18 protein-coding genes are annotated in these 22688 nt (G+C 55.3%); 7 read left to right on the top strand and 11 right to left on the bottom strand.

From position 1 onward, the window contains the following. Window positions 1-55: 55 nt before the first annotated feature. The 8 genes from ACXAET_RS03760 to pyrH all read right to left on the bottom strand — a co-directional run bounded on the left by ACXAET_RS03760 (window position 56) and on the right by pyrH (window position 10658). Window positions 56-2479: a DUF3772 domain-containing protein gene (locus tag ACXAET_RS03760; protein ID WP_475181300.1), complete on the bottom strand. Its 2424-nt coding sequence runs from the start codon at window positions 2477-2479 to the stop codon at window positions 56-58. After that, window positions 2479-3513 (bottom strand): cysteine synthase A, encoded by a 1035-nt coding sequence (locus ACXAET_RS03755; RefSeq protein WP_475181298.1) that lies wholly within the window; start codon window positions 3511-3513, stop codon window positions 2479-2481. Before ACXAET_RS03755 ends, ACXAET_RS03760 begins: the two co-directional genes overlap by 1 nt. Window positions 3514-3583: 70 nt before the next feature. Next, window positions 3584-4699 (bottom strand): NUDIX domain-containing protein, encoded by a 1116-nt coding sequence (locus tag ACXAET_RS03750; RefSeq protein WP_475181296.1) that lies wholly within the window; start codon window positions 4697-4699, stop codon window positions 3584-3586. Between the two features lie 31 nt (window positions 4700-4730). Next, entirely contained in the window at window positions 4731-5171 is a 441-nt protein-coding gene (locus ACXAET_RS03745; RefSeq protein ID WP_475181293.1) for a TrgA family protein, read from the bottom strand. A 16-nt stretch (window positions 5172-5187) separates the two neighbouring features. After that, complete coding sequence (locus ACXAET_RS03740) at window positions 5188-6396, bottom strand: class I SAM-dependent methyltransferase (protein ID WP_475181291.1); 1209 nt, start codon at window positions 6394-6396, stop codon at window positions 5188-5190. A gap of 69 nt (window positions 6397-6465) precedes the next feature. Further along, window positions 6466-7887, bottom strand: a complete 1422-nt coding sequence (locus ACXAET_RS03735) for a cryptochrome/photolyase family protein (protein ID WP_475181287.1) — start codon at window positions 7885-7887, stop codon at window positions 6466-6468. 217 nt (window positions 7888-8104) lie between these two features. Continuing rightward, window positions 8105-9691 carry a BCCT family transporter gene (locus ACXAET_RS03730; RefSeq protein WP_475181285.1) on the bottom strand — a complete coding sequence of 529 codons (1587 nt, stop codon included), beginning with the start codon at window positions 9689-9691 and terminating at the stop codon, window positions 8105-8107. A 214-nt stretch (window positions 9692-9905) separates the two neighbouring features. After that, window positions 9906-10658 carry a UMP kinase gene (gene pyrH, locus ACXAET_RS03725; RefSeq protein ID WP_475181284.1) on the bottom strand — a complete coding sequence of 251 codons (753 nt, stop codon included), beginning with the start codon at window positions 10656-10658 and terminating at the stop codon, window positions 9906-9908. A 97-nt stretch (window positions 10659-10755) separates the two neighbouring features. Here pyrH and miaA point away from each other — a divergent pair, with 97 nt between their 5' ends. The 5 genes from miaA (at window position 10756) to ACXAET_RS03700 (ending at window position 18468) form a co-directional block, all read left to right on the top strand. Beyond that, window positions 10756-11649, top strand: a complete 894-nt coding sequence (gene miaA, locus ACXAET_RS03720; RefSeq protein ID WP_475181282.1) for a tRNA (adenosine(37)-N6)-dimethylallyltransferase MiaA — start codon at window positions 10756-10758, stop codon at window positions 11647-11649. A gap of 323 nt (window positions 11650-11972) precedes the next feature. Further along, entirely contained in the window at window positions 11973-13643 is a 1671-nt protein-coding gene (locus ACXAET_RS03715) for an ABC transporter substrate-binding protein (RefSeq protein ID WP_475181280.1), read from the top strand. A gap of 123 nt (window positions 13644-13766) precedes the next feature. Next, window positions 13767-14813 (top strand): ABC transporter permease, encoded by a 1047-nt coding sequence (locus ACXAET_RS03710; RefSeq protein WP_475181278.1) that lies wholly within the window; start codon window positions 13767-13769, stop codon window positions 14811-14813. A 13-nt stretch (window positions 14814-14826) separates the two neighbouring features. Then, window positions 14827-16290: an ABC transporter permease gene (locus ACXAET_RS03705; protein WP_475181275.1), complete on the top strand. Its 1464-nt coding sequence runs from the start codon at window positions 14827-14829 to the stop codon at window positions 16288-16290. Between the two features lie 90 nt (window positions 16291-16380). Then, window positions 16381-18468 (top strand): dipeptide ABC transporter ATP-binding protein, encoded by a 2088-nt coding sequence (locus ACXAET_RS03700; RefSeq protein WP_475181273.1) that lies wholly within the window; start codon window positions 16381-16383, stop codon window positions 18466-18468. A 156-nt stretch (window positions 18469-18624) separates the two neighbouring features. Here the strand turns inward: ACXAET_RS03700 and ACXAET_RS03695 are convergent, their stop codons facing one another. Beyond that, window positions 18625-19203: a lytic transglycosylase domain-containing protein gene (locus tag ACXAET_RS03695; protein WP_475181271.1), complete on the bottom strand. Its 579-nt coding sequence runs from the start codon at window positions 19201-19203 to the stop codon at window positions 18625-18627. A gap of 206 nt (window positions 19204-19409) precedes the next feature. Here ACXAET_RS03695 and ssb point away from each other — a divergent pair, with 206 nt between their 5' ends. Then, window positions 19410-19898 (top strand): single-stranded DNA-binding protein, encoded by a 489-nt coding sequence (gene ssb, locus ACXAET_RS03690; protein WP_475181268.1) that lies wholly within the window; start codon window positions 19410-19412, stop codon window positions 19896-19898. Between the two features lie 18 nt (window positions 19899-19916). Then, window positions 19917-20987 (top strand): site-2 protease family protein, encoded by a 1071-nt coding sequence (locus ACXAET_RS03685; protein WP_475181267.1) that lies wholly within the window; start codon window positions 19917-19919, stop codon window positions 20985-20987. Here the strand turns inward: ACXAET_RS03685 and aroB are convergent, their stop codons facing one another. Continuing rightward, complete coding sequence (gene aroB, locus ACXAET_RS03680) at window positions 20988-22100, bottom strand: 3-dehydroquinate synthase (protein WP_475181265.1); 1113 nt, start codon at window positions 22098-22100, stop codon at window positions 20988-20990. Then, window positions 22100-22687: a shikimate kinase gene (locus ACXAET_RS03675; RefSeq protein ID WP_475181261.1), complete on the bottom strand. Its 588-nt coding sequence runs from the start codon at window positions 22685-22687 to the stop codon at window positions 22100-22102. The genes aroB and ACXAET_RS03675 overlap by 1 nt, the downstream gene beginning before the upstream one ends. Window position 22688: the final 1 nt, after the last annotated feature.

Below are 22688 nucleotides of genomic sequence, written 5' to 3'. Positions count from 1 at the left end.
GCAAGGGGCGATTATAGCGAATTTTCAAGCATTCGCAGTTCCGCCATACACGCGCCTAAATCTCTTCACCATCGCCGTCCGACAGATCGCTCTCGCTCATGTCAATTGGCTTCGTTTTCGACGGCTCAGGCGTGGCCTCGTCCGCTTTGGGTGCCGGAGCTTTTTCCTGCAAGGTCTCTGGATTGCGCAACCAGACATCCCTTTGGGCGAACGGAATCTCGATCCCCTCCTCAACGAACCGCCGGTTGATTTCATGGTTCATGTCGGATTTCACCGACAATACCCAATTCACATCCCGTAGGATGGCTCGGATCTCAAAATCCAGTGAATCCGCCCCAAACCCTTGGAACACGACGCTTGGGGCTGGGTTGGCCAACACCATCGGATGCGAATTGGCTATATCCCCTAAAATTTTCTCAACCAGTCTTGTGTCGGTCCCATAAGCCACACCCACAGGCACAATGACCCGACCAATCGTATTGCCGCGTGTATAGTTCGTGACCACGCCACTGATCAGGTCCGAGTTGGGAACGATCAGGTCCGTCCGGTCAAAGGTTTCAATCCGTGTGGACCGGACAGAGATATCACGCACATACCCCATCATGCCGTTCACATCGATCCAGTCGCCTTTTGAAATCGGACGCTCAACCAACAGGATAATGCCCGAGACGAAGTTCGAAACAATGGTTTGCAGGCCAAAACCGATACCAACCGACAGTGCACCGGCGACAATCGCCAGAGATGACAGATCGAACCCGGCCACCATAATTGCCACAAGCGCCGCGAAGAATATCCCCACATACCCTGTGCCCGCCGCAATCGCGTTCTGTCCGCCCGGATCAATATTGGTTTTGGGTAACAGCGAATTCCGCAGCCCGCTCTGCAGCATTCGGGTCAGCCCGTAGCCAATCAGAAAGACGATGAGGAACGTAAAAAAATTACTGGGAGAGATCGTGACACCGCCAATATCGAAACCCAGTAACAGTCTTGACCAGACTTCCAGCAAGTCCGCTTCGCGTGCGCCCCAATAGAGCGCAAGCGCCGGCAATGCCAAAATCGCAAGTGCAAAGCCCACCAGAACCGAGAACAGCGACTCCCAAACCGCGTCGCCCTGCCCTGTAATCCAGCCGTATACCTGAGTGATAAACCGCTGAAAGATAACTAAGGCCGCAATCAGGACAAGCGTTTTTACGGCGGGAAAGACTATGGCCTCGGCCGCGTTCGTGTATCCGAAAATCGCAAGAACGGGTGTTGTGATACCCAGAATAAACAAAGCGCGACGCAAGAATTCCACGAGTTGGCTGAATCCGGCTGCCCGCGTCGGAATACTTGTATCAGAGGCGTCCTGCTCAATCTCAGCCATCCGGATATGTCGTATCCGAAGCAACAACAATGCTGTGGTCACAACTACCGGGAAACTGACAACAGCGCGCGTCGCGTCCGACACGTTCTCAATCTGCTGAAACAAAAGGGTCAATTCGTGCAGAATCAGCATCAATGCGAGCAGATCAATGTAGACACGCAGTTCTTTGATTTTGACCGCTGAAAGTCGTTGGAACCCCTGCGCCTCGCCCATCAAGTAAATCTGACGCCCAATCCAATCGTAGAAGAGGATAATCGCTGCCCAATAGGGAATTTTTTCCAGCAGCAAGGTGCCTCGGACACCCAACACGCCAGTCAGGCTAACGGCCACAACTGCTGCCAAAACCCCGAGCCACGGAAGTGCAATACGCAGTAGAGATATAACAAATGTCCAGACACCGGATCCCGATCCGCCCAAACGCCGAAGGTAGTCTCCACCCTTTTCCGACCATCTGCGGCCAAACATCAGCAAAACTGCAGCAATGGCTACAAGGACAAAAATCCCCAAGCCGCGCTCGCGGACTCGTTCGCGCACGACGTCGCTGCGCAAGTTCGTGATCGTCTCATTCGCGAGACTGCTAAGCGTCTCTTTCACGTCTGACCACGCCGGACCCCAAGACACGGGATTGATTGGCGACGGGCCGCGCTCTAACAGCTCTTTGGTTTGGCGGTGCCGGATGATCTGATCAATCTCGCTGATCAACCCGTTTGCCCGACTGAATGCTTCCTCTGAGATGATGCGGGGAACACGCAGACTATTGAGCTGCTCTTCAAGGTGCGAGCGAATGTTGGCAATGTCTTCCGGCTCTGTCGCGTCACCTTCGGGCTTTGGACCCAAAGCATCAAGTTGGCTCTGCAACGTTTGAATACGTTCGGTGTTTTCCCCTCGGGCCCTGTTGAAGTCTTCCCGGTAACCATTTATTTCAGAACGCAGATTTTCCAAAGCAGCGTTCGAAGCGCGGTTCGCTGCGATAACCGCCTCGGCGCGGTTCGCCGTGCTTAACCAACCCTGATAGTATTCACTTTGCCTGTCCGTCAGCTGCGCAATCGCAGGGCCGCCCAGAATGGCAAAACACACCAGGAAAAGAGCAAAGAACAGGCGAACCCGCCGTAGCATCATACGTCCTCAAACACGCCGGGAATGCTGCGCGGGGCTTCGGTCATCCAATCAGGAACCGGCAGTTCCTTTTCACGCAGGAATTCAGGGTTAAACAGCTTGGACTGATATCGCGTGCCGTAATCACACAGGATCGTCACAATGGTATGGCCCGGTCCCAGATCCTTGGCCAGTCGCACCGCACCCGCCATGTTGATCGCGGTCGACCCACCCATGACCAGACCTTCTTCGCGCAGCAAGTTGAAAATCAGCGGTAGCGCCTCGTTGTCTGTCATCTGGTAAACGTGGTCGGGCTTGAATCCTTCAAGGTTCTTGGTGATCCGAACCTGTCCGATACCCTCAGCGATTGAGCTGCCCTCCATCGCGATTTCACCCGTGGTATAATACGAATACAATCCGGCCCCCATTGGATCAACGAGGCCGATTTTTACGCCCTTGGGCTGCAAAGCATCTGCCACACCGGCCAACGTACCGCCTGAGCCCACGGCACAGACAAAGCCGTCAACCTTACCGTCTGTTTGCTCCCATATCTCAGGACCTGTCGTTTCCACGTGGGCCTGACGGTTGGCTACGTTGTCGAACTGGTTGGCCCAGATCGCGCCATTCGGTTCGGTCTGAGCCAGTTCTTCGGCCAGACGACGCGAATAATGCACGAAATTGTTCGGGTTTCTGTAAGGCGCAGCTGGAACCTGCACAAGTTGCGCGCCTGCCAAGCGCAGCATGTCCTTTTTTTCTTCGGACTGCGTTTCCGGGATCACAATCACGGTTTTGAACCCCATCGAAGCCCCAACAAGAGCCAGTCCAATGCCAGTATTGCCTGCCGTGCCTTCGACAATTGTACCGCCGGGCTTCAACTCGCCGCGGGCTACTGCATCTTGGATAATGTAAAGCGCCGCACGATCCTTGACTGATTGGCCCGGATTCATGAACTCGGCCTTGCCAAAAATCTCGCAACCGGTCTCTTCACTGATGCGCTTTAACCGGATCAGGGGTGTTTTCCCGACTGCGTCGGCAAGGTCTCGTGCAATGCGCATGGCGCCCTCATTTTCTTTACGTTTCTCAGAAGATTTACAGTTGCCGTTCGGCAACCACAAGCAGCGATCCTTACCTGCGCAAACGGTCGCGGTTTCGGGCTAGCCAATTGGCCAATGCTAGCAGGGGTAAATCCTTAAATTCGTGGTTATCGACCCGCTGCATAAAGGTATCATAGGGCATTATTTGCGTGCGGATATCCTCACCCTCTGACGTAAGCCCACCATTGTCGATGGTTTGGTTTAAATCAGACAATCCTACGTACAGATGGATGTATTCGGTCGATGACCCGCTTGAGGAATACGCGCCACCTGCATATTCTAATGAACTTAGCTTCACTTCGGCCTCTTCCAGTGCTTCGCGGTGCGCGGCCTGTTCCGGAGTTTCACCGGGGTCGATCATGCCCGCCACCGGTTCCCACATCCACGGTTCGGGGTCCTCGATCAGAAACACGGGCGTCCGAAATTGTTCTACCAGCAGAACGGCATCGCGCACCGGGTCATAGGGCAGAACAACCACCGCAGCCCCCTGCATCAATCCACTTCGATGCAATAGCGGGCCCATCGTGCCATTATGCTGGCGGTGGCGCAGTTCTATCTCCTCAAAACCGAAATAGCTGAGATAGGCGTGCCGGTGGTCTTGCACGATAACGTCCTTTATCGTGTCGCGCGGGTCACCAGTCCGTCGCTTTCGCGCAGCCAGCTTGGCCCAGGCGCGGGTCCGGATCGGCGCGAAGTTGCGCGATATGGTGGTCGCATCAAGCCTGCCGTAAAAGGCCAATTCCTCTTGCGCGGCCAGCAGCGTAACTTCGGCCCACTCATCCACCCAATCCTGCAACGACCACAAAACGCCCGGCGTCCAAAGACCGGGTTCAGGGTAAAACACGCTGGCCTCGGCCCGTGATCCATCTGCAAGATAGACACCTTGAGGGCTGAGTTCGTAGTCAAAGCCGCCCTCATAATATGCCAAACGGTTCAAGTCTTCTCTGCTAAACCCACGCACCAGAAGACCATTGGCGTTACTGCCTTTTTCACGAACTATCATCGGAAACGCCTGACCTTGCACGCCGTATACCGCGTGATCCGGCAAGCTCGCCTCGGCGATGTTTAATTGCGAGGCAGAACGACCAAGCACTGTTTCCAGCAAAGGCAAATACCGGAGCGTGCCGTAAAAGAATAAATCGGACACCAGAGTAAGACTCGAATTTTAGTGAATGCGTTCACCGCCAACGGCGACCCGCTTCTTCGGTTGCCAGACCGGCGATAAAAGCTCCGATCGCCAATGTCCACAGGATTTCCGGCGCAACAAGCTGTTTACTGTATTCAACACCAATCTGAAAGATAGCGATCAGCGCTTCAAATGGGCCGTCGAAGCGGTGGCGCATGGCGAGACGAAACATCTCGTAGCAACCCTGTACAAAAAGGGCCCAGAACACAGTAGACAATACGCCCGCGATACCGTTGTTTACCGCGGCGGTCCAACCGCGGCCAACGCGCTTACCCATTATTTTCCAGCCACAAACAACGCCGATCAGCATGTTGACGTAAGTGAACCAGCCGTAGTCTTTACCCTCTTCCCCGTTGTTGATGATCATCGTCGAAACAATAAAAGCTATCGCCAACAGACACAGAGCAGCAACTAGACGCGGAGCACTGGGCATTCGGTTTTTCCCTTTGTTAACTGGGTTTTGCTATTGTGATCTGTGTCACATCGCAGTTACCAGTGTCAAAGGCCGCGCCGCATGCTGTTAAATAATAGTTCCACATGCGGCGGAAACGCTCATCAAAGCCCATTTCGGATATTTCGTCCCATTTGTCGTTGAACGTCTCGTACCAACGGCGCAGCGTGAGGTCATAGCTTTTGCCGAATTCGCGGGATTTTACCACGTTCAATCCTGCTTCTGCCACTTGTTGCTTCAGAACCGATGGTGCTGGTAGCATTCCGCCAGGAAAAATATATTTCTGAATAAAATCAACACCATTCTTGTAGATATCCCAGCGGTGATCTGCAACGGTGATGATTTGCAAAGTTGCCTGCGCGCCCGGTTTCAGACGCTCGCGGACGGTTTCGAAATACACTGGCCAGTATTTTTGTCCGACGGCCTCGAACATCTCGATCGACGCGATACCGTCATACTGACCCCGCTCATCCCGGTAATCCTGCAGCTTGAACTGGACAAGATCAGAAAGTCCTGCGTTTTCAATGCGCTGCCGGGCGTATTTAAGCTGCTCTTGACTGATTGTCAAACCTGTGACCCGAAGGCCACGCTCTTTTGCAGCATATTCCGCGAAACCGCCCCAACCGCACCCGATTTCCAAGATGTGGTCCCCGGCTTTCGCGCCCATTTCATCCACAAGGCTAGCGTATTTCGCGGTCTGCGCCTTTTCCAAACTCTCCTGCCCCGTTTCAAAAAGTGCACTGGAGTAAGTCATCGTTTCATCCAGCCATACGCTGTAGAAATCATTCCCCAAGTCATAATGATACGAGATGTTCTTCTTGGCTTGGCGACGACTGTTGCGATGCAGCCAAAAACGCAGGCGCTCGTAGGCTTGCACTAGGAATTTACCGGTGAAATCATCATAGACCGTCTCGGTCCCCAAATGCACCAGATCCATGAAAGCACGCAGATCAGGGGTGCTCCAGTCGCCTTCCAGATAGGCGTCCGAAAACCCCAACTCGCCCTCACGGACAAGTCGGGCGAAAACGTCAGGATTATGGATGTCGACCCTGGCAACCGGCCCGGGCTTTGATGCTTCGGATCGGAAAATCCGCCCGTCGGGCAAAGCGATATCCATCCGCCCCGAGTCCATCCCCTTTAGCATTTTAAAGACTTGTACAAAGTATCTGGGCAGGTCTTTTTGCCCATCGGTAGTTGTTAGGATCATCCGCGCTCCCCTGTGCGGCCGCTTATTCAGGCTAGGCCGAGATTGTGTTTCTGGCAAGTTTTCAGTTTGTTACCCGGTTTTTCTGCCTTCATAGGCCTCCAAGGCCCGTGCACGTCCAGCGGCAAGTTCTACCACTGGTTTCGGATAGGATGCAGTTGGATCCAACTTCCAGGAACGCGGAACGGCCTTAAAATAGGCCATCGCAGTTTCCGAGGGCTCGGCTTGCCCTTCGGCGATCCATCGATCGACATACACCCCTTTGGGGTCAAATTTTTCCTGCTGTGTCATTGGGTTGAAAATGCGAAAGAACGGCGACGCATCCGGCCCGGATCCAGCTACCCACTGCCATCCCATCGCGTTCGAGGCAGGATCCCAGTCAATCAGACAGTCCGCAAACCAGTCCATGCCGATTTTCCAGTGCGTCATCAGATGTTTGGTGAGATAACTCGCAACGATCATGCGCGCGCGATTGTGCATTCGGCCAGTCACATACATTTCCCGAAGCCCGGCGTCGACGGCAGGAATGCCTGTCCGCGCTTGCATCCAAGCCACAACCTCGGGGTGGCTTGTGTCCGTATTCCACGGAAACGCGTCCCATTCGGGCTTCCAGTTTTCACTGACCAACTGCGGGGTATGATACATCAGGTGATAAGCAAACTCGCGCCAGATCAATTGACGTAGGAACGCATCTGTTCCCTGCACACCGTTCATCGCAGCACGCTGGACAATATGCCAAACACTGCGAGGCCCGATTTCACCCAATGACAGGTATTCCGACAGGTTCGAAGTTCCATCCCTATCTAGCCGGTCCCGGTTGTCGCCGTAATCTGAAATTCGATCCAGAAACCCGTGCAAAACCTCAAAACCTGCATCTTCACCTGGGCGTACATAAGGGGCCACCACGGCTGCACCCCTATTCATCGCCGCGCCCAGTTGCCACTTTTCAAGGTTCTCTGACTTTGGCCACTCCGAGGGCGTACGAAGCGTCGGTACAGCATCGGGTGAAGCGATGTCCCGCCCCTGAACGGACCGCCACATAGGCGTAAACACGCGATACGGTTCGCCGGACTTTGTTTCCACGGTCCAGGGCTCAAACAGCAAGTGTCCGGCAAAGGATTTTGCTTCGACACCTTGCTGGGTCAGTGCGGACTTGATGCGCGTGTCTCGGTCGATGCTGTCAGGAACATAGGCGCGCGACCAATACACGCTTTTGGCGCCCGTTTCCTCAATCAGGTCCTGCAAAACGGTCAGGGCATCCCCACTGCGCAAGACCAGTGCGCTACCGTTTTTCTTCAGCGACCGCGCGAAAACCTCAAGCCCCAGCCCCAGCCGCCATTTCGGCGCCGCGCCGAGCGTTTGGGCCAAGTTGTCCAGGATAAAGACAGGCAGAATAGGACGCCCGGTTTCAGCCGCCGCAGCCAATGCAGGATGGTCAGACAGGCGCAAGTCCCGACGAAACCACATTATGATCGGTGTTTGATTGTTTTCCATGTCCGCCCGGTCTTTTTCAACACTACGCAAGGCAATGGGAAACGGATCACAAAACTGCGTCAAGATCACAAATTAATTGAATAATTTTGGTCATTAGGCGCACACAACGAATGTCGCTTGGGCCTCGCACGGTCAGTGAAGAGGCAACTTTGTATGCCACGCCGCCATGAAAAAAGCCCCGGCAAATGACCGGAGCTTTCTTAGCTGGTTGGCGCTATCAGCGGCGACGCTTTTCGTTCGCCAAGCCGATAAAGATCGAAACGCACATGAGCATCAGGACGATAGCAAATGGAAAGCCTGTCGCGATCGCCGCAGCCTGCAACGCGCCCAGGCCACCTCCAAGCAACAGGACGATGGCAATTGCGCCTTCCAAAATGCACCAAAACACACGCTGAGCCGTTGGGGCGTCGGTTTTGCCGCCGGCAGTGATCGTGTCAATCACCAACGATCCGGAATCCGAGCTGGTGACGAAGAACACAACAACAAGCACAACACCAATAAAGGACAGCAGGCCGGTCATCGGGAAAGCTTCGAACATCTTGAACATCTTCAGTTCAAGCGCGGCATCTGTCAGCTCTTGCCCGGAACCGGACAGCACCTGATCAAGGGCGGCACCACCGAACACGCTCATCCACAAGGCGCCAACAACCGTCGGAATCACAAGTACGCAGATTACGAATTCGCGCACGGTGCGGCCGCGTGAGATGCGTGCAATGAACATGCCGACAAACGGTGACCAGGAAATCCACCATGCCCAGTAGAAGGTGGTCCAACCCTGCATAAAGTTGGTGTCCTCGCGACCGACCCAGTTCGAAAGCGCCGGCAACGCAACAACGTACTCAATCAGGCTGTCGAAGAACCCGGTCAGGATTGCAACGGTCGGGCCGACGATCAGCACCAGCAAAAGCAAGGCTGCGGCAAGGATCATGTTGGCTTCAGACAGCCGCTTGACACCTTTATCCAATCCCGCAACGACCGAGATCAGGGCAAAAGCCGTGATCAAACCGATCAACAGCACTTTCATCCCGTCCGTGATCGGAACATCGAACAGGTAGTTCAGTCCTGCCAACGCTTGCGTTGCGCCCAGTCCGAGGGATGTCGCAAGACCGAAGATCGTGGCAAACACTGCCAAAACGTCGATAACGTGACCCAGCGGCCCCCAGGTCGCCTCACCAAACAACGGATAGAACACTGATCGCATGGTCAGAGGTAGGCCACGGTTGAAACTAAAGAATGCCAGCGCCAGCGCGACAACCGCGTAAACAGCCCAAGGGTGCAAACCCCAGTGGAAAATGGTTGCTGCCATCGCCAGGTTTTTCGAAGCCTCTGGATCTTCGAGACCCGCGCCAAGTGGTGCCCAATCAGTGCGGACCCCATCTTCGCCGACGGCAACGCCGTCCAATGACGCGCCGTAATGCGAAATCGGCTCGGCAACGCCCCAGAATACCAACCCGATCCCCATGCCTGCGGCAAACAGCATCGAAAACCAACCGATGTAGCTGTAGTCTGGTTTGGCATCGTCGCCCCCTAAACGGATCGACCCGTATGGGGTTACGATCAGGAGCAGCGAAAACACGACGAATATATTCGCCGCAATCATAAACACCCAGTCGAACTTGCTGGTCAGGGCCGGTCGCAGCCACCCAAAGAATTCGCTCGCCTGCTCGCGGAAAACCAACGAGAAGAATACGAATGCAATGATTGTCAGTCCTGAAACAGCAAAGACGGGGTTGTGAACATCCAGACCCATGATCTGAACATTGTCCTGGCCGACTTCATAGTCGGTCTCTGTAGTGTCGGACATTGTCCCTCCTTCCATTGTTTTATTCTCAGGACATCCGACATTCCGCACCACAAAGGTGTAAGTGAGAAGACCACATATTACCTGAAACCGACACGCTCCGCAGATTGCGAGATAACCGGTCAGTGGCAAGCCGTGTCCTGCAAATGATGTGATTGCACAGCAAGACAGATCCGGTCCAAGATCCGGTCTGCACATCCAGCGTTACTGAGATTTTTTACCCCTGAACCTTGGTATACGTGCCCTCGCCCGCCAGGATGCCGCGGAACCCGCCCGGCTCATCCAGCCCAAAAACGATGAGTGGTAGATTGTTGTCGCGGGCCAAGGCGATCGCTGATGCGTCCATCACGCGCAGCCGTTTGGTCAGAACGTCATCATATGTAACGGCATCATATCGAACCGCATCCTCGTGGATTTTGGGGTCCTTGTCATAAACCCCATCAACGCCATTTTTGCCCATGAAGATTGCCTCACACGCCATTTCATTGGCGCGCAAAGTCGCTGCTGTATCCGTCGTGAAATAAGGGTTGCCAGTTCCGGCGGCAAAGATACAAACCCGCTTCTTTTCAAGATGTCGCACGGCGCGGCGGCGGATGTAGGGCTCGCACACCTCATCCATTCGAATGGCCGAGATAACGCGGGTGAACACTCCAATTTCCTCTAGCGCGGATTGCATTCCCAACGCGTTCATTACGGTGGCCAGCATACCCATGTAGTCGGCGGTCGTCCGCTCCATCCCCTGCGCCGAACCACTGAGACCACGGAAGATGTTCCCGCCACCGATAACCATGCAGATTTCAACGCCAAGATCGTGAACCGACTTAACCTCTTGCGCGATCCGTTGGACGGTCGGAGGGTGCAAGCCAAATCCCTGGTCCCCCATCAGCGCCTCGCCCGAGATTTTCAACATCACGCGGTTATACTTTGTGTTTGGCGTCTCAGCGGTTTCGACTGTTTGGGAAAGGCTCATGTTGCGCTCCGGGCTGGCACGGGTTTATTTTCCGGCGCAAAATGAAGCAAAAGCTTCGCAGGTTCAATGCGATTACTGAGGATAAAGGGCGGCCCGGATGATCAATGACGACAGATCGCTGATTTGGGACCAACTTCCGCCTATACCCGAGAATACACCCGTCTTGATCGCAGGGCCGACGGCCTCGGGCAAGTCGGCGCTGGCCTTGCAGATTGCCGAGACCTTGGGCGGGGTCATCGTGAATGCAGATGCCAGCCAGGTTTACGACTGTTGGCGCGTGACTTCTGCCCGGCCATCAGCCGAGGAAGAAGCCCGCGCCCCACATCTTCTCTATGGTCACATCGCCTATGACCAGACCTACTCGACCGGCCACTGGCTTCGTGAGGTGACACCGCTGCTGTCCGGTGGGCAGCGCCCGATCATCGTTGGTGGTACCGGGCTGTATTTCTCCGCCCTGACCGAAGGCATAGCAGACATCCCGCCCACTCCGCCCGAAATCCGGACCAAAGCGGACCAACTGGAGCTGTCTGAGTTGATCTCTGGCATCGATGCACACACGCTGAGCCGGATAGACACACAGAACCGCGCCCGCGTTCAACGTGCATGGGAAGTACAGCACGCCACCGGACGCAGCCTGACCGACTGGCAATCCGAAACGCCGCCCCCAGTTCTTGACCTTGCAGATACGGTGCCAATCGTCTTTGACGTTGACAAACACTGGCTTCTTGACCGCATCACACGACGATTTGATCAGATGATGGACAATGGCGCATTACACGAGGTCAAAGCGATGCGCGACCTTTACGATCCGTCGATGCCAGCCTTCAAGGCTATCGGTGTTCCCGAGTTGATGGCGTATCTGAACGGCGAGGTTACTCTTGAGGCAGCGCGTGAGAGAGCAACGATCGCCACGCGCCAATTCGCCAAACGGCAGCGGACGTGGTTTCGGGCTCGCATGCGAAACTGGAATCAGATATATTTCTCAAAATGATACGATAAGATGTTAACAGTTTTTTACCGCGGGCTCATTGCAACGATTCCAAATGAGGCCGATATTGACTGTTTACGACAGTATACAATGTCGAAATCTGACGAAATAGGCGATAACGCGGCTTAAACTCTGTTGATCATGTCGTTTTTGTGTCTTGAATGACGAATTCGAACGTTGACCTTATCGGAAATCTAGGGCGCAATAGTCGAATGGGGATGATGAGTATCCAAAAAAGAATTCCAGGAACGCGGTGTCTGGCATGCGCCGGTCTGATAGGTTCCTAACATCATCAATAAAAATACGTGTCACAGGGAGAGACCTTAATGCAAAAACAAACCTTCACCGGAGCACCGGTTCATTGGGCAGCGGAAATGCATGCTCAGGAATACCGGGATGGCAAGCTAAGCCGGCGTGAATTCTTGGCTCGGGCCACCGGTCTGGGCGTGACGGCTGCGGCCGCTTATGGAATGATTGGCCTTTCAGCTCCTGCAGCGGCGCAGGAGCCACAACGCGGCGGCACGATCCGCTATCAGATGGAAGTCCGCGCCCTCAAGGATCCGCGCACTTATGACTGGACACAGATCGCCACCTTTACTGCGGGTTGGCTGGAATACCTGGTCGAGTACAACAATGACGGTTCCTTCAATCCCATGCTGCTGGAAAGCTGGGAGGTGAATGACGATGCGACCGAGTATACACTGAATGTCCGCAAAGGCGTGAAGTGGAACAACGGCGACGATTTCACTGCTGAAGACGTGGCGCGCAACATCACGGGATGGTGCGATGCAACGCTCGAAGGCAACTCGATGGCGTCGCGGATGGCGTCACTTATCGATGAAAGCACGCAGAAAGCCTCAGACGGTGCAATCACCGTTGTGGACTCGCACACCGTTAAACTGACGTGTAACGCGCCGGACATTACGATTATCCCCGGCATGGCCGACTATCCAGGGGCCATCGTACACAGCAGCCACGACCCAGAGAACATGTTGGCTAACCCGATCGGCACAGGCTTTATGCTGCCTGAAAGCCATGAAGTTGGCGTCAAAGGTGTTCTGGTTCGCAACGAAGGCTTCGAGTGGTGGGGCTACGAGGCTGGTAAAGGCGGTTATATCGACCGGATCGAGTTCATCGACTACGGCACCGACCCCGCGGCCTTCCTGGCTGCGTACGAGGCCGAAGAAATCGACATGAACTGGGAATCGGTCGGTGAATTCGTCGATATCTTCGACGGTATTGGCTTGGTCCGCTCAGAAATCCCGTCGGGCTTTACCATTGTTATCCGTCCCAACCAACTGGCCGAAGACGACAATGGCAATAAGATTTATGGCGACAAGCGGGTCCGTCAGGCGTTGGCGATGGCCGTTGACAACGAGGTTTGCCTGGAACTGGGCATGTCAGGTTACGGTATTGCGGCCGAAAATAGCCATGTTGGCCCGATGCATCCCGAATACGATTCGTCAGTTACTCGTATCCCGTACGACCCGGCGGCTGCAAAGGCCCTTATGGACGAAGCGGGCATGGGCGACTTCGAGCACGAAGTTCAGTCCATCGACGATGACTGGCGGCGCAACACAACTGCTGCCGTGGTTGCTCAGTTGAATGATGCCGGGATCAAAGCAAAGCATACTGTTCTGCCGGGATCGACGTTCTGGAACGACTGGACCAAGTACCCCTACTCGTCGACCAACTGGAACCACCGCCCGCTGGGTACGCAGATCCTGGCTCTGGCCTACAAGTCGGGCGTCGCCTGGAACGAGTCCGGCTTCTCGAACGAAGAGTTCGACACGTTGCTGGCCGAGGCAAACTCGCTTGCGGATGTGGATCAGCGCCGCGAAGTGATGGGCAAGCTGCAAGCGATCATGATCGAAGAAGGCGTGGTCATTCAGCCCTATTGGCGGACGGCTATGCGCCACCACCGTGACAACATGGTGGGTGTCGAGAAGCACATCGCGGACCTGCCGCAGCTTTACAAGTTCGGCCTCTTGTCCTGATCCGACACAAAGCCAAGGCCGCACCAAGTTGGTGCGGCCTTTTCGTCCTGACTGCGGCGACCATAAAAACAGCTATGCGTGAAGCCAAATTGTATTCACGCCAGCCTACCAACAGGGGCTAACATGGGACTTTTTATCCTGAGACGCGTCGGCATCATGCTTTTGACAGCATTGTGCCTGACGTTCTTGGTCTTCTTTCTGACAAATCTCTATCCGAACCTCGAAAAGCTTGCGAAAACGCAAGGAAACTTCCGCATGTCGGATGAGCAGGTCGAGAGTTTCCTGGAGAAAGGCGGCTATCTGCAATCGACGCCAATTAAGTATGGCGAATGGTTGGGGGTTTTGCCCTCGTACCGACATACGAATGAAGATGGCACCGTTCAGGGCCGATGCATCCTGCCCGGGAAAACCGCAGAAGAGTCGCCTAGTTTCTGCGGCATCTTGCAGGGTTATTGGGGATATTCGACGGTCTTCAAGGAAGAAGTTGCCAACGTAGTCGGGAACCGCCTGGCGTTGACGGGACGGTTGATGTTCTGGGTCATGTTGCTGATGGTCCCATCCGCACTGATTCTGGGCATTCTGGCGGGAATGAAAGAAGGCTCGGCCACCGACAGAACCCTGTCAACCTTTGCCATCACCACTACGGCGACGCCGGAATATGTTTCGGGCGTTATCTTTATCGCCATCTTTACCTCATCCGCAGTTGGATTGAAGTGGTTCAAAGGCACGGCGACGCAGGCAATGGAAAACCCAACCTTTGAGAATTTCTTTCTGCCGGTGCTGACCATTGCCCTTTACGGTATGGGCTACATCGCCCGAATGACGCGCGCGTCCATGACCGAGGTTATGACCGCGCAATACATTCGGACAGCGCGGCTTAAAGGTGTGTCCTTCCCGAACATCGTCATGAAACACGCTTTGCGTAATGCGCTCATCGCGCCATTTACTGTCATCATGCTGCAGTTCCCATGGCTGCTGAACGGTGTCGTGATTGTTGAAACGCTGTTCAACTACAAGGGGTTTGGCTGGGCACTGGTTCAGGCGGCGGGTAATAACGACATACAACTGCTGCTGGCAATTTCGGTCGTGTCGGTCTTTGTGGTGCTGGTCACGCAGCTGATCTCGGATATCGGCTATGTGTACCTCAACCCACGCATCCGCATTTCATAAGGAGGGATAGAACATGGAACCGCTAACCTGGACCGGCTCTATTGCCTTCCTGAACCCACTATTGATGATAGCAATCGCAGCCCTTCTGGTGTCGATTGTGGTCTGGATTGTGGGAAGTATCGTTCTGCCCGAAGCACCGCTGAGCATCAACATGGATGGCACAGTCAGCTCGGGTACCGGCCTGCGCGGGCTGACTACAAGGGCGCTGCGCTTTAGCTTTGTTGCCTGCGTTGCGCTTGCTCTGGCCTACATCGTTCTCGGCATTGTATTGGGAACCAGTGCGGGGATCGTTGGCGCAATTTCGCAGCAGTTTCTGCCCGTGTGGCTATCGCTGATTATCCTGTATGCCATGTCGATCGCATTTAAACGGCGTTTAGGCCTTTACGGAAAGCTGTTCGATAGCCCTATCGGCATGATCGGCTTTGGCCTTGTGATGTTCTGGGTGTTTACCGGTATCTTCGGCGCGCTAGACCTGATCGTAACGCATGACCCGTTGGGACAGCTTTCGGGAATGAAAAACAAAGTCCCCGGAACGCCATTGCCCAGCCCGGAAGAAGGTGAATACGCCTGGTACCTGCTGGGCGGCGACAACCTTGCGCGCGATGTGTTCAGCCGTATGGTCAAGGGGGCATGGATCGTGGTGCAGATCGCGCCGCTGGCGACATTGTTTGCCTTTATGGTCGGTATCACTCTGGGGCTACCTGCCGGATACTACGGCGGTCGTCTGGACACGCTTTTGTCTTTCCTGGCGAACCTGATCCTCGCATTCCCCGTGATCTTGCTATTCTATCTGCTGGTGACTCCAGAGATCGTTGCAACGGGTGTACCAAACTACATGGCAGCGGTGCTGTTTATGTTCCCGATCCTGTTCATCGGTGTGTTGCTGAATTCACGCTTTTACACGCGTCCGAATTTCCGTACGCCGCTGCTGATCGGGGTGCTTGGCGTTGCGATCTGGCTCTACCTGTCGCTGATCTCGACGAGTGGTTTCATCATCAACACGGACAGCTATCGTATCTGGGGCCTGCCGACCTATCTGGATCTCTTTGACATCCCTGGCGGTATCCTTGTGGTGTTTGTCTCAGTCGTATTTGTGAACTCACCTACGGTGTTCCGCATCGTACGGGGTCTGGCGCTGGATATCAAAACACGTGACTACGTGGCGGCCGCACAGACCCGCGGTGAAGGGCCATGGTACATCATGCTATGGGAAATCCTGCCAAATGCGCGTGGTCCGCTGATCGTCGATTTCTGTCTTCGCATTGGGTACACCACTATCCTGTTGGGGACCTTGGGTTTCTTTGGGTTGGGCCTGCCACCGGAAAGCCCGGATTGGGGCTCAACGATCAACGAGGGGCGCAAGCTGCTTTCGATCTATCTGCACCCGGCCCTTCCGCCTGCGTTTGCACTGTTGTCGCTGGTTTTGGGTTTAAACCTGCTAGCCGACGGGCTGCGCGAAGAAAGTCTGAAGGATTGATGTGATAGGCCGGGGGCTCTGCCCCCGGACCCCCGGGATATTTTTAGCCAGATGAAGGGGATCCCCCGACTCTCGCGAGGAGACATACAAATGAACAAACTGGCGGATTATGACGGCCCGATCCTGGAAATCGATAAGCTGTCGATTTCTTTCTTTACCCGCCTGCGGGAAATTCCCGCTGTGATGGATTTTTCGGTCAGTGTACAGCCCGGCGAGGCTGTAGGGCTTGTGGGTGAATCCGGTTGCGGCAAGTCCACAGTGGCGCTGGGTGTGATGCAGGATCTTGGCAAGAATGGCCGGATCGTTGGTGGAACAATCAAATTCAAGGGTCGCGATCTGTCCGAGATGACCTCGGACGAGCTGCGCGATATTCGCGGCAATGAGATCGCGATGATCTATCAGGAACCGATGGCCTCGCTGAATCCTGCGATGAAGATTGGTAAGCAACTGATGGAAGTGCCGATGATCCACGAAGGCGTCGGCGCAGAGGAGGCTTACTCCCGCGCGCTGGAGGTTGTCACCGATGTACGCTTGCCAGACCCTGAACGTATGCTGAATTCCTTCCCCCATCAGCTGTCAGGCGGCCAGCAGCAACGGATCGTGATCGCGATGGCGTTGATGTCGAAGCCGTCGCTGCTGATCCTGGATGAGCCGACGACCGCCTTGGACGTGACGGTCGAGGCTGCTGTCGTAGAACTGGTCAAGGATCTGGGTAAGAAATACGGCACCTCAATGCTGTTTATTTCGCACAATCTGGGACTGGTTCTGGAGACCTGTGATCGACTGTGCGTGATGTATTCCGGTGAGGCGGTCGAACGTGGTTCGATCAAGGACGTGTTCGACGAAATGCAGCACCCTTATACTCAGGCGCTGTTCCGCTCGATCCCTCTGCCAGGGGCAGATAAGAACGCCCGTCCGCTGGTGGCCATTCCTGGTAACTTTCCCCTGCCCCATGAACGCCCGCCAGGATGTAACTTTGGCCCGCGCTGCGACTATTTCGAAGAAGGCCGCTGCGACGCCCAGAACATTTTGATGGAGCCGGTGCCGGGCAATGATCGCCACCACACGCGCTGTCTGAAGTTCAAAGAGATAGACTGGAATGCGCCGATCACTTTGGGCGAGCAGAAGGAAAAGGCTGAGATTGGCCGTACCGTTCTAAAGATGGACAACCTTAAGAAATACTACGAGGTTGCCGCTAATGCCTTGTTCGGCGGAGGTGAAACCAAGGTTGTCAAAGCCAACGAAACCCTCAGTTTCGAGGCCCACGAATCTGAAACGCTTGCCATCGTGGGTGAGTCCGGTTGTGGCAAGTCCACCTTTGCCAAGGTACTGATGGGACTGGAGACGGCGACGGACGGGCAAATCCTGTTGGATAATCGCAACATTGAGGCCGTTCCAATTGAAGAGCGCGATGCGAAAACAGTGGGTGAGGTTCAGATGGTGTTCCAGAACCCCTTTGATACCTTGAATCCGTCCATGACGGTTGGGCGTCAGATCATTCGCGCACTCGAAATTTTTGGCGTCGGCAACTCCGAAGCCGAGCGTAAGAAACGTATGCTGGAACTGCTTGATCTGGTGAAGTTGCCTCGTGCCTTTGCCGATCGGATGCCGAGGCAGTTGTCCGGTGGGCAAAAGCAACGCGTCGGAATCGCCCGTGCCTTTGCCGGAGACGCACGGATTGTGGTCGCGGATGAGCCGGTCTCGGCCCTTGACGTGTCAGTCCAAGCGGCCGTGACGGACCTGCTGATGGAGATTCAGCGTGAGCATAAGACCACTTTGCTGTTCATCAGCCATGACCTCTCTATTGTCCGCTATCTCAGCGACAGGGTGATGGTCATGTATCTGGGGCACGTTGTGGAACTGGGCTCGACCGATCAGGTCTTTTCCCCGCCTTATCATCCTTACACCGAGGCACTTCTTAGCGCGGTGCCCATTGCGGATACGTCTATCGAAAAGCAACATATCGTTCTTGAGGGTGACATCCCATCGGCGATGAATCCGCCACCGGGCTGCCCATTCCAAACCCGCTGCCGCTGGAAATCCGAGGTTCCCGGCGGGTTGTGCGAAAAGGATGTGCCACCGGTTAAGACATTGGCCGATGGGCATCAGATAAAGTGTCATCTGGCCGAGGATGTACTTGCCCGGATGGAACCTGTCATCAAGATCGCTGCGGAATAGAAGCACGCATCCTACAAACTGGGCGTTGGTACTGAGCTGGCGCCCTTTTTGGCAAATCGCAGTTCAGTCTGTCGCGGATTGCATTCTTGATTCCAGAGGTATTGCAGACTGCGCTCAACGTCAGTACCGGGCGTCACACTGCACGGCAGACCGCAGTTAACCGCCCCAGATCACCTTCACGTAATTCTGGGTTTCTTTGTAGGGCGGTATGCCGCCATGTTCTTCAACAGCCTGAGGTCCGGCATTATAAGCCGCCAGTGCAAGACGCCATGATTTGAACTTACGGTATTGCCACGACAAGTAGCGCGCTCCGCCTTCCAGGTTTTGCTTTGGATCATGGGGATTAACGCCCAAAAGCTGTGCTGTACCGGGCATTAACTGCGCCAATCCCAAGGCGCCCTTATGTGACCTTGCATTCGGGTTCCACCCGCTTTCCTGCTGGACAAGACGCAGGAAGAGCTCTTCCGGGACGCTGTGTTTGCGCGCCGCCTGTCGGGCCAGGGTCATATATTCGCCGCGATACTTCCCGGTGTAACGCTTGTTAAAACTTGGCTGTGCGGTCTTTGGCTTCAGTCGTTCCGAATCCCTGTACTGAGTCGCCGCACGGCTATCCAAGACTTTGGATTGTTTCAGGAAAATATCCTTGCGGCTTTTGGTCGACAACGTCTGCGCTGTCACCGGAACCGACACCAGAGCAAAACAAAAAACAACAAAACACCCAACCAGAAAACGCATTAATGCAAATCTCGCTCGTTCAGGAACCTAATGAAGTATAGATATTTCAATTAAAAATGAAAGCTTAGTGAACAAAACCGGGTATTTTCTTGCCCGATGTTGCATTCACTATCTGTGTTTCACCCACGTCTTAGGCCGTATAGGGTCGCTTGAGAACATAGCGCCAGATTCGGGCGCACTTACGTCAATTAAAAACGGGGAAATACATGGCGGGTTCAGTCAACAAGGTGATTCTGGTCGGAAATCTTGGCCGCGATCCCGAGGTCCGTACATTTCAGAACGGCGGCAAGGTATGCAACTTGCGGATTGCAACGTCCGAAACCTGGAAAGACCGCAACACCGGTGAGCGTCGGGAACGGACCGAGTGGCACTCGGTTGCGATCTTCAATGAGGGGCTGGTTCGGGTTGCTGAACAATACCTTCGGAAGGGGTCTAAAGTATATCTTGAAGGTCAGCTACAGACCCGCAAATGGCAGGATCAGTCGGGTCAGGATCGCTACTCGACCGAGGTCGTCTTGCAAGGTTTTGGCTCTACCTTAGTGATGTTGGATGCTCGCGGCGAAGGTGGCGGCGGCCAATCAGGTGGATACGGCGGTGGTCAGGCCGGCGGTGGTTACGGCGACCCCTATGGCTCGCAGTCCAGCGCGCCCGCGCCAGCATCCGGTGGAATCGACGACGACGAAATCCCCTTCTAACCGAATCGGAGGCATATTATGGCATGGTCCTTTTCACTCGGCCGGATACTTGGGTCGGAACTGAGGGTCCATGTCACATTCTTCCTTTTGCTGGCCTGGGTTGGATTCGCGGCCTATTCCAGCGCGGGCCTGCCTGCGGCTATCGAAAACCTCGTGTTCGTGTTGGCGTTGTTTGCGTGCGTCGTAGCACATGAGTTCGGACATGCCCTTATGGCGCGGCGTTTCGGGATAAAAACCCCCGACATAACCTTGTTGCCGATTGGCGGGTTGGCCCGACTGGAAAGGATGCCTGAACAGCCAATACAAGAGGTCTGGGTGGCCCTCGCCGGACCAGCCGTAAATATCGTCATTTGGTTTGTTCTGGTCGCGCTTGGGGCAGGAATGCCGCTTGAAACAATGGCGCAGATTGACTCGACCGATTCCAGTTTGCTGAACCGTCTGGCTTACGTGAACCTGCTGTTGGCTGCGTTTAACATGATACCCGCTTTCCCGATGGATGGAGGGCGGGTATTCCGAGCGCTGCTTTGTCTGAAGATGGATCGCGTCAAAGCCACGAGGATCGCCGCCTTGGGTGGGCAGGTCGTGGCTGTCGCGCTTGGTTTTTTGGGGTTGAGCTCCGGCAACCCCATTTTGGTGCTGATCGCGATTTTCGTCTTTATCGCTGCCAATTCCGAAAGCCAGGATGTCGCCATGCGTTCCGTCGCGCGCAGGGTTCTGGCGCGTGATGCGATGATCACCGAGTTCCGCGCCCTGTCTCCAACTGACTCGTTGGCGACTGCGGCTCAGGCCGTCATCAGCACCACACAGCACGAGTTTCCCGTTTTGGATGGCAGCGGAGTTCTGCAGGGCTTTGTGACCCGGGATCGGCTATTTGCTGCATTGGCCGGGGACACGCCCCGCTCAGAACCGGCGACGTCCATCATGGAGACAGATATACCGCGGGTTGAACTAACCAGCGGGCTCGAAACTGTATTGGACAGGTTGTACAAGGGTGCCCCGGCCATTGCGGTCTGCACGCAGGCTGGGAATATGGTTGGCTACATCACACGCGAGAATATAGGTGAGTTGATGGTCATCCGAAGCCGGTGATCACACTGCCTCCAGCGCGTCTTCCAAAACTGAAATCACCGCGTCGCGCGGCACGTCCGAGGTGACAAAGGCCTGGCCAATGCCGCGCGCCAGAATGAACCGAAGCTGACCGTCAATTACCTTTTTGTCCTGCGCCATAAGGTCAACAAGGGCCTCGGCATTTGGCAGCTGACCTGGAATATCCGCCAAATCGGTTTTCATCCCCATTGCCCGCAGATGTGCCCGAACACGGCTGGGATCTTCCTGCGAACACAGGCCCAGGCGCGCGGACAATTCAAACGCCAGCGCGCAACCGATGGCGACACCTTCGCCATGTAGCAGCCGGTCGGAATAGCCGGTCGCAGCCTCAAGCGCATGGCAGAACGTATGGCCAAGATTCAGCAATGCGCGGTCGCCCTGTTCGGTTTCGTCACGCGCAACGATATCGGCTTTCATCTGGACCGAACGTGTCACCGCATGAACACGCGCCGCCATGTCGCCGCCCGAGACTGCCGGGCCATTGGCCTCAAGCCATTCAAAGAACTCGGCATCGCCCAGTAGGCCGTATTTCACAACCTCACCATAGCCTGACAGGAAATCGCGCGGCGTCAGCGCATCCAGCACCGAGGTATCCGCCAGAACCAGTGTCGGCTGATGAAAAGCTCCAATAAGGTTCTTGCCTTGCGGCGCGTTGATCCCAGTCTTGCCACCGACCGAGCTGTCGACCTGCGCCAGCAATGAGGTCGGGATTTGCACGAACCGAACACCGCGCCGCAAGACCGCTGCGGCGAAACCAACCAAGTCGCCAATGACTCCGCCTCCAAAGGCGATGACGATATCCCGGCGCTCGATCTTTTCGGCCAGCAGCCATTCGACCGTACGTTCGAAATGCGGCCAGCTCTTGGTGCCCTCACCTGGAGGCAAAGTCAGAGAGGTCATTTCAATCCCGCTCGAGGCCAGACCTTCGCGCAGCGTCTCCAAGTGCAGCGCGCCAACGTTCTGATCCGTCACAACGGCTACCTTTGGTCGATGCAGCAACGCGGCGATCCGGGTGCCAGATTGCGCCAAAAGGTTGGGACCGATTTCTACGTCATATGAACGTTCACCCAAGTCTACGTGTACGGTTTGATGCATTACTTCTGTTCCAAAACGTCGGGGCGTGTTGCAAGCGCATCCAACACCCGGTTCACCATATTGTCGATCGAGGTCTCACCATCCGACTCTGCGATCAAGTCGGCCTGCGCATAAATCGGGACGCGCTGTTCGTACAGGTTGCGCAGGGTCGCGTAAGGATCAGCTGTGCGCAACAAGGGGCGCGTGTCTTTGTGTTTGACCCGGTTCCACAGAACCTCAAGATCGGCCCGCAGCCAGACAGAAACACCGCGCTCGGAAATCATGGTGCGATTCCGTTCAGCCAGAAAAGCCCCGCCCCCCGTCGAAAGAATGCCTTTTTCCTCATCCAGCAATCGCCCGATGACCTGCGATTCCTTGCCGCGAAAGAAAGGCTCTCCGTCACGTTCGAATATCTCGGGGATCGTCATGTTCGCCGCCGATTCGATCTCTGCATCGCTGTCAAGGAAGGGAACGCCTAACCGGGCGGCAAGCGCGCGCCCCACGGCGGTCTTTCCCGCCCCCATCATGCCAACAAGAACCACCGTCTTGTGCAGGACAAACCCCGCATCCGTGCCCGCACCGGAGGTGTTATGCTTAATTTCGCTCATT

It is taken from the genome of Ruegeria sp. AWH4_226, from assembly GCF_056159225.1.
The sequence above is the reverse complement of the archived record's forward strand: the minus strand, read 5'-3'. Positions and strand labels throughout refer to the sequence as shown.